We start from the raw sequence: 12,915 nt of genomic DNA on the forward strand, positions 1-12,915 counted from the left end.
TGTGACAGATGCATCGAACGCAACACTAGATAGCTGGGTTCAGCAGTACGCACCTATGGCTGAAGCAGGACAGGGAGAACGATTGCTCGGAGGCCACTACCGAGTGCTGCGGCAGCTCAGTCGGGGCAGCTTTGGCGATACCTACCTGGCCGAAGACACCCACCGATTTCAAGAACTCTGCGTGCTGAAGGAGTTTAACCCTCAGGTGCCCGGCAAGCTGGCTTTGGATAAAGCCCAAACTCTGTTTGAGCGCGAGGCCAGCATTCTCTATCAGATCAACCATCCCCAGGTGCCTCGGTTTCGTGAGCTGCTGAGGGATCAAGGACGGCTGTTTTTGGTGCAAGACTACGTCGAAGGCCCCACCTACCGGGAACTGCTCGATCGCCGTCGCGCTGTTGGTGAGAGCTTTAGCGAAGCAGAGGGGGTGCAGTTTTTGATGCAAACGCTGCCGCTGCTGCAATACCTGCACAGCATAGGTATCGTGCATCGCAATATTTCGCCCGACAACCTGATTCAACGCAATGCCGACGGTCGGCCGGTGCTCATCGACTTTGGCGGCGTGAAGCAGCTGGTGGTGAATGTGCGCTATCAGCTAGGGGTAGCTCAGCCCTACCAGGCCGCCGATGGCACCATCACCCGCCTGGGCACCGTGGGCTATGCCCCCGAAGAACAGCTTGAATCAGGTCAAGTGAGCCCGGCTACCGATCTCTACGCTCTGGGCATGACCACCCTGGTGCTGCTGACGGGCAAAGACCCCGACGCCCTCTACGACGATCGCCGCGATCGCTGGGTTTGGCCAGAGCAGGTTGAGCTATCGGCTACCCTAAGCCAGGTGCTGACTCAGTTGGCGGCTCACGAACCGGGCGATCGCTACCAGTCCGCCGGGCAGGCGCTGGCTGCCCTTAACCTGGCCCACCCCGACGCGCTCTCAGCGACCAGGTCGCAGCCCATGCCCGTTCGCATGCAGCCCACGGTGCCACCGCCCCAACCCGAACCACCGAGGCCAGCGCCCACGATGGCGGTCGCCCCAGCGGCTCCCTATGCGCCACCTATGGCCCACGACCCCACGGCCACAGTGGCTCCGCCGCCTCGGGCTGTGCCGGTGCAAAAAACATCGCCGGGGTGCTGGCCTGCGTTGGCCGGGCTGCTGGTCATGGTGGGAGCCGCCGGAGGGCTGTGGTGGTGGCTCGATCCCCTGAGCCAGTTTGGGGGGGCTGGCTCTGAAGTCGTCTCGCCTGGTGGCAGTGATACCAGCAATCCCAACCTTAGCGAGGCCGAGCGCGATCGCAAACAGGCTCTGCGCGATCGCGCCGTCGCCCTCAGCGTTGACTGGTCCTACATCTCGCGCTTAACAGACCAACTGTTTTATGAGCAAAACCCCGATCGCCAGGGCACCCAGCTTACCGATCAGCCCCAGGATGAGCCCCTGCGAGCGGCGTGGGATGCGATCGCTGCTGACAATTTAAACCTGATTGAAGCCAACCTCAGCACCGACGCCCGCAGCAAGCTAGGCCGCTATAACCCCACCGACAGCGATCGCTGGAAGAGCCAGGTCAACGCCCTCTACGTCAGCAGCAACGCCCTCTACGATCTGGCTGATGCCCGTTTTGGCCAGCTGTTTCCGGGGCGGGAAAGGGAGGGCTTTGTCGAAACTGCCGTTGACCAAATCTGGTTTGCGCTGGCCCAAGACCAAGTTAACGCCATGGAATCTGGCGAAAACCTGAGTGAGGTTACCTTTGAGCAGGGCACCTTCAACCAGCAGCAGGAAGGCAATCTCAGCCCTGGCCATGGCCAGATCTATGTTGTCAATCTCACCGCTCAGCAGTTGCTTCGACTAAACCTGCAAGCCCCACCGGAGAGCACCCGCCTCTCGCTCTACGTGCCGGTGCCCACCGACGAGCTGCCCCATATTCTGGCCGATGCCCAACAAAACACCTGGGCCGGAGAGCTGCCCCAGTCAGGTTACTACGAGATTGTGGTGGTGTCTCAATCAGAGAATGTCATTCCCTACCGCCTCACCGTGGCAGTTGATAACGTCATCAACGACATTATTAACCAGCCAGATCCGCCTGAAAAGAACAATTGACGTCAGCACAGCCTGCTCTCTCTACCGTTTCCGATTGTTACCTTTTGCAACTTTGGGAGCAACTTAGGGCGATATTTGTTGGGGTCAACGCACTTTCCCACGGTTATGAACCACATTCTGAGCACCTCCATTCGGGAGTCTGACGGTCGGTACCTAAGCGATTCAGAACTACGGCCCCTAGCCCAGTTTGTGGCGTCCTTTGATACGCGTTTTAAGACCTATACTCGCCTGAGAGCAGACAGTGAAACCCTGGTGCTCAACACCCTGCGCCAGCTCATGGTGAGTTCCTATCGCGATGTGGTTCAAGTGCACGGAGCCAAGTGCCAGCGCGACATGCTCTATACCCTAGAGTGCATCGCCAAAGCCGTTCTGCTCGATGACCCCGACGGTTTTATGGAAGAGTATGTGATGTGGATGCAGAACATTACCCGCGCCCTGCATAAACAAGACTCTGCGATCGTCGCCTACCGTAGCCTGCAAGCTCAAGTTCTGACTGCCTTACCCGAGACCTCAGCTCAGCTTATCAACAGCTATTTAGACAAACTCATCCAAGCCTTGAGCGATGGTCTGTAGACCGGCCGCAACAACACCATAACTTCATGCCCCGGGTTGTTGCTGGCTCGAGTTAGCTGGGAAGACTAGAGGGTAACTGGTGCTTTCATGGTTTAGCGCTGATGAGTCTACGCAATAACGCCTACGCCACAGTTGCTTCGAGGGCAAATATTTTGACTCATTCCGCTGCGCCTAAGCCTTACCTGATCAGGCTTTCGACCTTTCAGCAGCAGCCGCTACTGGGCGACTATAGGCAGGGTCAGCTGTGCCTCAACGACTGCGGCCAGATTGTGGCCGACGAGTGGGTACGAGCTGCCGCCAACCGCAAAGGCATCGACCTTGATGTCTGGACGATCACCCCCACTAGCCTACAAAGCGTTGTCTTTTTGCAAGTGCCAGCTACGGTTGGTGCTGGGCTAACCGGCCTCCACGAAGGCCAAAAACCCTGGCTGCTGTCGTCATTTATTGCCAGCTTTAAAGCGGTAGCGGCCAAGCGCATTAACCTGCGGCTAAACCAGCTGGGGCAGTCGGTGTGGCAGCGCAACTATGACGAGCACCTGATTGGTGACGATGACTATCTAGCCGAGCTGCGCTATAAGCTGCAAAGCCAGAACCAACAGCCCACTGTATAGACATCTCCAAAAGGTTATGCAAAGTGTTTTAAGGGGTCTGGCGATCGCTAGGTCTCTTGAGAGCGATCGCCCTATGCTTTCACAAACGGGGGATTAAGAGGCTTTAAACTCAGCTCTAGCCCGCTAGTTTGGCCTTAACCAAAGCCTGCACCTTGCCGCCATCGGCGCGGCCTTTGAGCTGCTGCATGACTGGTCCCATCACTTTACCCATATCTTTGGGCGACGAGGCCCCCGTTTGGGCGATCAGATCATCAATGACGGCTTCGACCTCGGCATCGCTGAGCTGCTGGGGCAAATATTCTTCGATAATGGCTAGTTCCTGAGCTTCCTGGGCAGCCAGCTCGTCGCGCCCAGCCTTTTGGTACTGCTCAATGGAGTCTTTGCGCTGTTTGGCCAGCTGGGTCAGCACCTCTAGCTCTTGATCGGCGGTGAGCTCATCTTGTCCGCTGGGGCGCACCAGGGACTCTTTTTCGAGAATCACTTTTTTGATGCTGCGCACCGTCTCTAGGCGCACCTTATCTTTAGCCTTCATGGCGGTTTTGATGTCGTCGCTGATGCGGTCTTTTAGACTCATGGGGAAGATTCCTTACGCCTATCTCGACGGCGCGCTGTAGGCTACCCTTTCACTTTAATTCAAACCGCTGGTTGGACGATCAGGAGATGGGGAGGCGAGGACGATAAAGGAAGAGAGCAAGGTAAAAGGCAGATATCTAAGCACTCTTTATCTTCCTCATCCACCCATTTCCTCCATCTCTTCATCTTTCCGATTTTCCAACTGCTGTTCTAAAAAAATTACTAAATCAGCGCAGGTGAACAGCTGGGTTTCGTCGAAGTACTCGCTGATATCGAGATCAAAAGTTTCATAGAAGTCTTCGCAGAGGGTGAGACTCCAGTCAAACCAGCACACCGCTGGAAACGACAGATCGTCAACCAGGTTATCGCTGGGTTTTACGCAGCCGATCTCGAGACCGGAGTAGGCAGTGAGCTGCTGGTAGACAAAGTCAATCAGCGGTTTGGGCAGAGGCCGACGTACTGCTGGCGGGGTCCAATGGTAGCGGTACCACTCGTCGCAGGTGAGGCATCGGCGCGATCGCAGCCACTGGTTCACCCGTTGACGGGCGACCATGTCGGGGCTGAGGGCCATATAGGTGGTAAGGCTATTGACAAAGTTTTTCAACGGTTGCCACATCGGTTGCTTGAACGTCGAGCCCCAAAATTGCTTCTGGGGCTTGGCCTCTGGGGCTTGCTTAGAGTGTGCCCAGGGTAACGGTCTAAGTCATGATTTCGGCATGAACTTAGCTCAGTCCAGGCTCAATCCGCAAAGCTCAGCCAGGGTAGCGGTAAAGCTCGGGTAGGAAACCGCTGCCGCTTCGGCCCGCTGTACCTGCATTGAGCCTTTGACTCGCAGGGCGGCGATCGCCAGACTCATTGCGACTCGATGATCAGTGTAACTGTCGACGACGGCCCCTGTGAGGGGGGTGCCACCATAGATGGTAAGGCCGTCGGGGTGTTCTTCAACGCGGGCACCCAGTTGGGCAAGCTGGCTGGCCATAACGGCGATGCGATCGCACTCCTTTACCCGCAATTCCTCGGCGTCAGTGATCACCGTGGTGCCCTCAGCAAACAGAGCTGCCACTGCCAAAATCGGCACCTCGTCGATCATGCGGGGGATTAGGTCGCCGCTCAAGGTGGTGGCTTTGAGGCGGCTGTGGCGTACCCGCAGATCGGCCACGGGTTCTCCGGTAACCTCACGCGGATTCTCTAAGGTGATGTCGGCTTCCATGGCTTCTAGGGCGTCGAGGATGCCAGTGCGAGTGGGGTTGATGCCCACATTCTCAATGACTAGATTGGAGCCGGGGGTAATGGCTCCAGCTACTAGCCAAAAGGCGGCCGAGCTGATGTCGCCAGGGACCACCACGGTTTGCCCGGTGAGGGTGGCTGGTCCGCGCACGGTGACGCTACAGGTGTCGGCATCTACGGCAATGTCGGCCCCAAAGGCTCGCAGCATACGCTCGCTGTGGTCGCGCGACAGACTGGGCTCAGTCACAGTGGTTTCGCCCTCGGTCAGCAGCCCGGCCAGTAAAATGCAGGACTTGATCTGGGCAGAGGCCACGGGGGAGCGGTAGTGGATGGGTTTGAGGGACTGCCCCCGCACCGCTAGGGGAGCGAGGCGGTTATTCTGCCGGCCCCAAATCTCTGCGCCCATTTGACTGAGGGGTTTAATTACCCGATCCATAGGGCGCGATCGCAGTGAACCATCGCCCGTGACTGCAAAATAGCGATCGGGGTGGGACGCCAGCAGCCCCAGCATCAGCCGCAGGGTGGTGCCCGAATTCCCGGCGTTGAGCACGTCCGTCGGTTCCTGCAAATTGCCTAAGCCCACCCCCTGCACCGTTACCCATTCGTCCTCAAGCGATGACATATTAACGCCCATGGCCTGAAAGCAGGCGGCGGTGCTGCGCGGGTCTTCCCCCAGCAGCAGGCCCTGAATGCGAGTTTCACCCTGGGCGATCGCCCCTAGCATCAGCGATCGGTGGGAAATTGACTTATCCCCCGGCACCCGCACCCGGCCTCGCAGCGCCACCCCATCGTCAGGGAATTCAAGGGTCAGGGTTTGATGCGGGGCAGCGTCAGTCAACTCAATGCGGGCAGTCATGGCAGCGGTAATGAAAAGCCGATGCTGATCGTACCCTATTGCAGTCCGGCCTAGGATGCCACGATTGGGGTCTTGGGGCGGGCAAAAATCATACGGCCAGCGGAGGTTTGTAGGGATCCTGTCACCACCACCTCTAGCTCTTCGCCGATGTAGTCGCGGCCTTCTTCGACTACGACCATGGTGCCGTCGTTGAGGTAGCCCACGCCCTGGGAGGGCTCTTTGCCCTCTTTGAGAATCTTCAGATCAATGTCGTCACCGGGCAGGTAGGCGGGGCGAATAGCCTGGGCTAGGTCATTAATGTTGAGGACTTCGACATCCTGGAAGCTGGCGACTTTGTTGAGGTTGTAGTCGTTGGTAAGCAGCATGGCGTTGAGTTCCTGGGCCAGCTTCACCAGCTTGGCATCCACTGTGGGGATGTCGTCATAGTCGACGGAGTTGATCAACAAGCGGTTGGGGTAGGACTCGCGAATGCGGTTCAGCACATCTAGCCCACGTCGGCCGCGATCGCGCTTTTGGTCATTGCTGGCATCGGCCACATTTTGAAGCTCTTGCAACACGAACTGGGGCACCAGCAGCTGCCCCTCCAAAAAGCCCGTTTCCATTAACCCTTCGATGCGGCCATCGATAATGCAGCTGGTATCAAGCACCTTGGTTTTGCTGGGCTTGAGGGTGCCCTCGGCCACCAAGGTTGACTCTAGCGTGCTGGGGCTGATCAGGCGCAGCAGCGATCGCCCGTGGGTATCGGCCAGGTTCATGCCCGACACCGCAAACAGCACGCTGCCTAGTACCGCCGTCATCGGCTTGATAAAGCCAAACTCTGAGGGAATGGGCAACAGAAACAGCGGCGCCAGCATCAGGTTGGCGATTAGCAGGCCCAGCACCAGACCCACGGCGCGGGTGAGAATGCGATCGGGCGGTAGTTCTTTAACCTGGCGTTCTAGACGGCGGTAGCTGGTCTGCATGACTAGGCCCAAGCCGGTGCCAATCAGCCCACCGAACACGGCCGTCACCGCACCCAGGGCCTCAATGTTGGTGACCTGCTGCAAAATTGGCTGGGGCAGCAGATCAATGCTGTAGAACCCAATGCCCGCCCCGGCCAGGATAAATGAAAATATAATCAGTGCGTCTAGCATGGTGGTCTGCGGCTCTGGCCTTGATTTTGCAGCGGGTAGAGGCTGAGTGCCTATCCCTCTCAGTGTACTCCCCTGGATCAAAAGCAACCGACGAAACGCCACTAGGGGAGCCAGGTTGGCAAAAGTATACCGCTAATGCCCATCTTCCTAGCCGCCCCACCGGCTCTGCAATAATGGGGGGGTTACTGCACTTGCGTTCTTCATGGCTTTGCCCTTTTTGCGATCGGCGGTGGTTCAACTGACGGCCTATACCCCTCATGTTGAGTCGGCAGACGACCCGTCTCCAGCTAGTTTCGACATTCTTGATACCAATGAGTGCCCCTACGACCTGCCCGAGGCGCTCAAAGAAAAGCTGGCCTGGCACCTGCACCACGATGTCGCTGCCAACCGCTACCCCGACGGTGGGCATGGGGCATTGAAGAGCGCGATCGCCCAGTACGTCACCGAATCCGCCAGCAGAGTCGTGGTTAGCGCCGACCACATCTCCGTCGGCAATGGCTCTGACGAACTGATTCGCTCGCTGCTGATCGCCACCTGCATTGGGGGTGAAGGGTCGGTGCTGGTGGCCAATCCCACCTTTTCGATGTACGGCATTCTCGCCCGCACCCTAGGCATTCCGGTGGTGACGGTGGGGCGGAGCGAGGAAACTTTTGAGGTGGATCTGGCAGCGGCGCAGCAGGCGATCGACTCTCCTCCAGAATTGCCGGTGCGAGTAGTGTTTATGGTGCACCCCAACTCTCCCACGGGCAACGCCCTCACCGCCGCAGAGTTGGATTGGCTCAGATCTTTGCCTCCCGAGATCTTGGTTGTGGTGGATGAGGCCTATTTTGAATTCAGCCAGCAGACCACCGTGGCGGAGGTACTGGCTCAGCCTAACTGGGTGGTGATGCGAACATTCTCGAAAGCATTTCGCTTAGCGGCTTATCGAGTGGGTTATACCGTGGCGAATTCAGAGTTGACTCAAGCGCTTGAAAAAGTGCGACTGCCCTATAACCTGCCCAGTCTTACCCAGGCGGCGGCTCAACTGGCTCTAGCTCACCGGCAGGAGTTATTGGCGGTGGTGCCCGAGATTCAGCAGCAACGGCGGGAATTAGCGGCGGCGATCGCCCAACACACCCCTTTACATCTCTGGCCCAGCGACGCCAACTTTCTCTACGGGCGACCGCCAGTGCCTTCTGGCCAATCCCCAAACGCAGAGCTAGAGCGCTGGTTCAACTGTCTGCGCAGGCAAGGAACGCTGGTGCGCCACACGGGCGGCGGCCTAAGAATTACTATCGGCACCCCGACGGAGAATCAGCGAACTTTAGCTCACATGCAGCAGCTGTAGGATTCTTCGCTGAAACCTGTTCATCACCCGCAATGTAGTTGGGCAAATGCCATTTGCCCCTACACCAGGGCGCGAGCGCGGCGAACGGTGTAGGGAAGCACGCCCACAAGCAGGGCAAATGCCTCGTCGGGCACGTTGTCGACAATGTTCTGATCGAAGTAGCTCTTGAACTGTTCGAGGATGAGCTGGGCGCGATCGATGGGCACCGGCTTATCAGTGAAATTTTGGGTCAGCCGCACCCACTGCAGGCGAATTTTGAGGGCTTTTTGCTGGGCCTCGGCCGACTCGGGAGAAATTAGCGACAGGCTGCCCAGGGGAATCACGGCTCGGCAATCGGCATCCAGGCCACCACCCACGGCGGCACCAGGGCCGGCAAACTCGGTATAAAACTCTTTGTGGATAATCAAACCGTTGCGACGGCGGCTGTTGACAACCCACAGTTCGCCGCCGCGAATCCTAGCCAGAATGTCATCTTCCTCTGACAGCAGGCCAGACTCAAAAAATGGGTTTGACAGGCTATCCACTGGGCTAACGGCGTAGGGACACATAGGCCGAGATGCCGCAGAAAATCCAGGGGAGTGCAGAGAACTCCCGTATCTAGGTCCTGGAATATTCTGCTCAAAATTGGAGATCATCCCCGTCACATAGTAGCGACAACAGCTCAATTAGCTACAGTCTGGGTTCTTTTTGGGTGCTCTGATTACAGAGGTGCCCAGGCCTTCATTCTAGGGTAAACGCCTACCAGACCCTCCGTGAAGTGTTTAGCTACGCTGAAGTAGGGATAAATTTCTCTGCTTGTAGCTTGATGTTTCTGTGAAGTTGCCCGGTTGGACTAGGGCTTGGTTGGATGAGTCGGCAGCTGTAGGGTTTTGTGCATCATCAGCCGACGGGCCTGTAGCCCTAGCCACGAGGCTGGTGAGTCTTCGGTCTGCACGACCGAAAATCCGGCCTTGCGGTAAAGCGCTCGGGCTGCCAGGTTGTCTTCCATGACGTGGAGTTGCAGCTCACGGATACCCCACCGTTGCGCCACCTGTTCGCACGATCGCAGCAGAGTAAGAGCAACGCCCTGCCGCCTAAAGGTTTGATCTACAGCCAGATTTGAAATATAGACGTGGCGATCGCCCTGCCAGGGCCAGGGCTGGCGTAGCGAGGCTTCAACAGTGCCAGCAACTGCCTCTTCATTGCTTGCAATAGAACCTGCGGTGGGGATAGCGACGGCAGCTAGGCAAGCGTAGCGAGGCGACTGGGCCTTGAGTCGCTGCTTTAGGTCTTCGTAAATGCCGAGTCGAATGAAGGGATATACCCACTGCCGCCAGCCGTCGCGGTTATAAAAGCTGGCGGTGAGCACATCGGTAAGGCGATCGAGGTCGCGCAAAGTGACTGTGCGAACATGCGGCTGGGGTGCTGCCGAGGCCGAAAGGGGAGAAATATTTGGGTCGGCCTGTACCATGAGCCTCTGCGGCAAACACAACTACTGCCAGCGCTGCCGTTCGCGGAGCGAGTGCGCAGCACTTAACCGGACGTTTGGCCATCGCCTTAGCAGTCAATATACCCTTCTCTACCTGCCCAAGGGGTACGATCTAGAGAATCGTTTTATTTACAGCTCGACAACGCTGATACTGTCTTTGGTCTGCCCTAGCGAGGGCATCGCTAGCTATGGCCAACTCTCCATTTCTGACGACCTTTGCCCGCCACCGCGACCCCAAGCTGCTGTGGCCAGTGGCTGCTGTGGCCTCAGTGCTAACCCACGGTCTAGCACTGGGTATGGTACGTACTCTTGCTATTCAAACCCCTACCCTGCCTGAGGGCGAAGTGGCTCCGTTACCCATTCAGCTGGTGGAGTTGTCTGCCGAGCAGGCTGCCCCTGGACCGACCGCTAAAGACACAGGTGCCGCATCCTTAGCTGAAGCCTCGATCGCAGCAGTGGCATCGGCAGATGCCGCTACACCCCTAGCCGCTCAGGCCGCCCCAGCAGCAGAGGCTCCGTCTGTTACCCCCCTGCCCCCGACGCCAGAACCGCCGGTTGCACCAGCCCCTCAGCCAGCGGCCCCTCCAGTGGATAGTCCGCCGGTTGCACCAGCCCCTCAGCCGACTCCCGCTCCAGCAACATCGGCACCACCTGTGGCTTCAGCTCCCCCCCGTCCAGAGCCAGTGGTGCCCGCCCCAGCGGTCAGCCGACCCCCAGGAGCAGAGGGCTCGCCTGGGGTGGAGAATCCTGCCCCCGTTGCGCCGCCACCATCAGCACCCCCAGGGAATGCCGCACCGGGTGGAGCTGAAGGACAGGGCGGACAGGTGGTGCCCGTGGGTCTTCGCCTTGATCCCAATGGCAGGGATATTCCTGAAACGGCTCCCCAGCTGCTAAATACCAGCGCCATTGCCATGCGACCTTTGGCATCGAGCTGTGGGTTTGCCAACCTAGACGCGCTGCTAGCGGGAGTTCCGGCTGCCTCGGTGCAAATGCAAATTCGGGTGGAGCCCAGCGGCGAAATCTCCAACGTTCGGCTGCTACAGGGCACGGGCAGCAGCGCGGTGGATGATTTGGTGGGTTGCGTAGTGCGGCAGCGTCTACGCCTGCAACCGGCTAGCTCAGCGGGGGTATCCCAGCTGACGGATGCGTTTATTTTGGATGCTCAGATTCAGTTCTAGAACTGTCTATGGTGGATGGGGCTTTTGTATGCCGGGAGCGAAGTTTCTAGGAAAGAATTTGGGACGACAGCGCAACAACCTTGCTTTTTACGATCAGCAGGCTGCCCGTTGGTGGGACGAAACTGCCACCATTGCGCCGCTCAATCGTTTGAACCCGCTGAGGTTCGAATATTTTGATCGGGTCATACCCCACTGGAAAGGGCTGAGGGTGCTGGATGTCGGCTGTGGTGGGGGCTTTACCTGCGAGTTTTTGGCTCACCAAGGGGCTCAGGTTTGGGGGCTAGACCAGTCGGCCAGTTGTATTGCGGCAGCTCAGGCCCATGCCGAGGCGGAGGGCTGGCTGATTACCTACTGCCGGGGTGTGGCAGAAGCGCTGCCCTTTGAGGCGGCTGCCTTTGATGTGGTGGTCTGTGTGGATGTGCTGGAGCACGTGGCCGACCCCCTAAAATCGGTGCAGGAAATCAGCCGGGTGCTGAGACCTGGCGGGTTGTTTTGCTTTGACACGATTAACCGCACGGCGCGATCGCGCTTAGTCATGATCTGGCTGCTAGAGAACATCCTGCGCCAGATTCCGGTGGGTATTCACGACTGGGAGAAGTTCATCACCCCCGATGAGCTGCGCGCCATGCTGACCCAGGCGGGCTTTGGGGCGGTCAAGATGGATGGCTTCAATCTGTTTGGCAGCACGGTGAGGGAAGCGGTGGCGGCCTATCGGCTATATCAGACGACGGGCAAGTTTGAGGCGCGCTTTGATGGTGATATGCGAGTGATGTATATCGGCACGGCGGTCAAGGGGCGTGCGGAGCAGGTAGGTAAGCGAGGTTAACATTCGCGCGGATGGTGTAGGTGGGCGGTGGCGTTGAAGCGTTTGATGCGCCACAGTTCGCTATTGAGACGGTTGAGGCCGGGTTGAAGCCAGCGATCGCGATCGAGCCAAAATTCAAACAGGGCGGTGTTGGCCATGGGTAGACCCCAGGCGCGATCGCAGCCCATTAGACAGGCGATCGCGTGCTGCAAAATCCAGTGGTGACCAATGACGAGAACGCGATCGCCGTTACAGTGACGCTCGATCAGCCCATCCACCACCCGCTGGGCTCGGTTGTGGCCCTGCTCCAGGGTTTCGGCCTGGGGAATGGGTTGCCAGTCAAGGTTGGTTTCGAGCTGGTGGCAGAGGTCAGGGTAGCGATCGCAGGCTTCTGCCCAGGTCAGACCGGTAAAGATGCCGGCGTCGTATTCTTTGAGGTCATCCAGCAGGGTCACGGGTACCGTCTGATCAGAGGCTAGGGTCGTAGCGTGAGGAGTTCCTGCGATCGCGGCGTGTGTGGCTGAATTCGGTTCATTAGCAGCTTGAAAAGCCTCTTTTCCTAGGCCTTTGACTATTTCTGCCAGGGTGGCGGTTGAGCGTGCCAAGGGGCTGCAATAGATGTGGGTAGGGTGCCAGCCGGTGGTGGCCAAATGTTGGCCTAACCGTTGCGACTGCTCCATGCCTAGGGGGGTTAGCCCGGTAGAGCTGCATCCTTCCATTCGGCCCTCGGTGTTGCCCACCGACTGGCCGTGACGCACAAGCAGCAGTTTGAGAACAGTCATCGGCTCGACTCAACAGTAAGCTATCCCAAACCTAAGTTTAGGTCGCCCATTGGGCGACCTTTTCCATAGACGGCTAGATTCAGAGGGTGATCAACCAGGTGCGCTTGGGCTTGCTCGAGAGCGATCGGCAGAAGATTCTCTGGATCTGGAGGGGAAGCCGTCGATGGGGTTAGGGGAGTAGAGGGTGAGTAGGCAGGGGATGAAGGGTAGGCTAGGGGAATCAGGAAAGTGTCTATTGATGCGCCCAGAATGCTGGAAGCATGCCAAGATGCTAGGAAAATTGCCTAGATTTACGG

Annotated in this window: 13 protein-coding genes; 6 read left to right on the forward strand and 7 right to left on the reverse strand. The window is 58.1% G+C overall.

Translation table 11 applies throughout. The features are described 5' to 3' along the window. The first annotated feature begins 55 nt into the window (after nt 1–55). The 3 genes from H6F59_RS04045 (at nt 56) to H6F59_RS04055 (ending at nt 3,270) form a co-directional block, all read left to right on the forward strand. The gene (locus H6F59_RS04045; protein WP_190695439.1) at nt 56–2,086 is read left to right on the forward strand and encodes a serine/threonine-protein kinase; all 2,031 of its coding nucleotides are present in this window, start codon (nt 56–58) and stop codon (nt 2,084–2,086) included. A gap of 105 nt (nt 2,087–2,191) precedes the next feature. Beyond that, on the forward strand, nt 2,192–2,659 hold the full coding sequence (locus H6F59_RS04050) for a hypothetical protein (RefSeq protein WP_190695442.1): 468 nt from the start codon (nt 2,192–2,194) through the stop codon (nt 2,657–2,659). A 101-nt stretch (nt 2,660–2,760) separates the two neighbouring features. Then, nucleotides 2,761–3,270: a transposase gene (locus H6F59_RS04055; protein WP_190695445.1), complete on the forward strand. Its 510-nt coding sequence runs from the start codon at nt 2,761–2,763 to the stop codon at nt 3,268–3,270. Between the two features lie 115 nt (nt 3,271–3,385). Here the strand turns inward: H6F59_RS04055 and H6F59_RS04060 are convergent, their stop codons facing one another. The 4 genes from H6F59_RS04060 to H6F59_RS04075 all read right to left on the reverse strand — a co-directional run bounded on the left by H6F59_RS04060 (nt 3,386) and on the right by H6F59_RS04075 (nt 7,059). After that, nucleotides 3,386–3,844 carry a GatB/YqeY domain-containing protein gene (locus H6F59_RS04060; RefSeq protein WP_190695449.1) on the reverse strand — a complete coding sequence of 153 codons (459 nt, stop codon included), beginning with the start codon at nt 3,842–3,844 and terminating at the stop codon, nt 3,386–3,388. A gap of 156 nt (nt 3,845–4,000) precedes the next feature. Beyond that, nucleotides 4,001–4,459: a hypothetical protein gene (locus H6F59_RS04065; protein ID WP_190695452.1), complete on the reverse strand. Its 459-nt coding sequence runs from the start codon at nt 4,457–4,459 to the stop codon at nt 4,001–4,003. Nucleotides 4,460–4,570: 111 nt separating this feature from the next. Further along, nucleotides 4,571–5,926, reverse strand: coding sequence for a 3-phosphoshikimate 1-carboxyvinyltransferase (gene aroA, locus H6F59_RS04070; protein ID WP_190695455.1), 1,356 nt, complete (start codon nt 5,924–5,926; stop codon nt 4,571–4,573). Nucleotides 5,927–5,976: 50 nt separating this feature from the next. After that, nucleotides 5,977–7,059, reverse strand: coding sequence for a PIN/TRAM domain-containing protein (locus tag H6F59_RS04075; protein ID WP_190695458.1), 1,083 nt, complete (start codon nt 7,057–7,059; stop codon nt 5,977–5,979). 202 nt (nt 7,060–7,261) lie between these two features. On the opposite strand from H6F59_RS04075, the gene H6F59_RS04080 reads away from it, so the two are divergent. Further along, nucleotides 7,262–8,386: a histidinol-phosphate transaminase gene (locus H6F59_RS04080; protein ID WP_190695461.1), complete on the forward strand. Its 1,125-nt coding sequence runs from the start codon at nt 7,262–7,264 to the stop codon at nt 8,384–8,386. 59 nt (nt 8,387–8,445) lie between these two features. Here H6F59_RS04080 and H6F59_RS04085 read toward each other — a convergent pair whose 3' ends face one another. Beyond that, nucleotides 8,446–8,934 carry a hypothetical protein gene (locus tag H6F59_RS04085; RefSeq protein WP_190695464.1) on the reverse strand — a complete coding sequence of 163 codons (489 nt, stop codon included), beginning with the start codon at nt 8,932–8,934 and terminating at the stop codon, nt 8,446–8,448. A 284-nt stretch (nt 8,935–9,218) separates the two neighbouring features. Beyond that, nucleotides 9,219–9,836: a GNAT family N-acetyltransferase gene (locus tag H6F59_RS04090; protein ID WP_190695467.1), complete on the reverse strand. Its 618-nt coding sequence runs from the start codon at nt 9,834–9,836 to the stop codon at nt 9,219–9,221. Nucleotides 9,837–10,042: 206 nt separating this feature from the next. Between H6F59_RS04090 and H6F59_RS04095 the strand changes: the two genes are divergently transcribed. Then, nucleotides 10,043–11,032, forward strand: a complete 990-nt coding sequence (locus H6F59_RS04095) for a hypothetical protein (RefSeq protein WP_190695472.1) — start codon at nt 10,043–10,045, stop codon at nt 11,030–11,032. Nucleotides 11,033–11,060: 28 nt separating this feature from the next. After that, entirely contained in the window at nt 11,061–11,858 is a 798-nt protein-coding gene (ubiG, locus tag H6F59_RS04100) for a bifunctional 2-polyprenyl-6-hydroxyphenol methylase/3-demethylubiquinol 3-O-methyltransferase UbiG (RefSeq protein WP_190695476.1), read from the forward strand. Here the strand turns inward: ubiG and H6F59_RS04105 are convergent. Further along, on the reverse strand, nt 11,855–12,619 hold the full coding sequence (locus tag H6F59_RS04105) for a histidine phosphatase family protein (protein ID WP_190695480.1): 765 nt from the start codon (nt 12,617–12,619) through the stop codon (nt 11,855–11,857). The genes ubiG and H6F59_RS04105 overlap by 4 nt on opposite strands. Nucleotides 12,620–12,915 lie beyond the last annotated feature (296 nt).

Origin of the sequence: Nodosilinea sp. FACHB-141 (assembly GCF_014696135.1) — a bacterium.
GTDB lineage: Bacteria > Cyanobacteriota > Cyanobacteriia > Phormidesmidales > Phormidesmidaceae > Nodosilinea.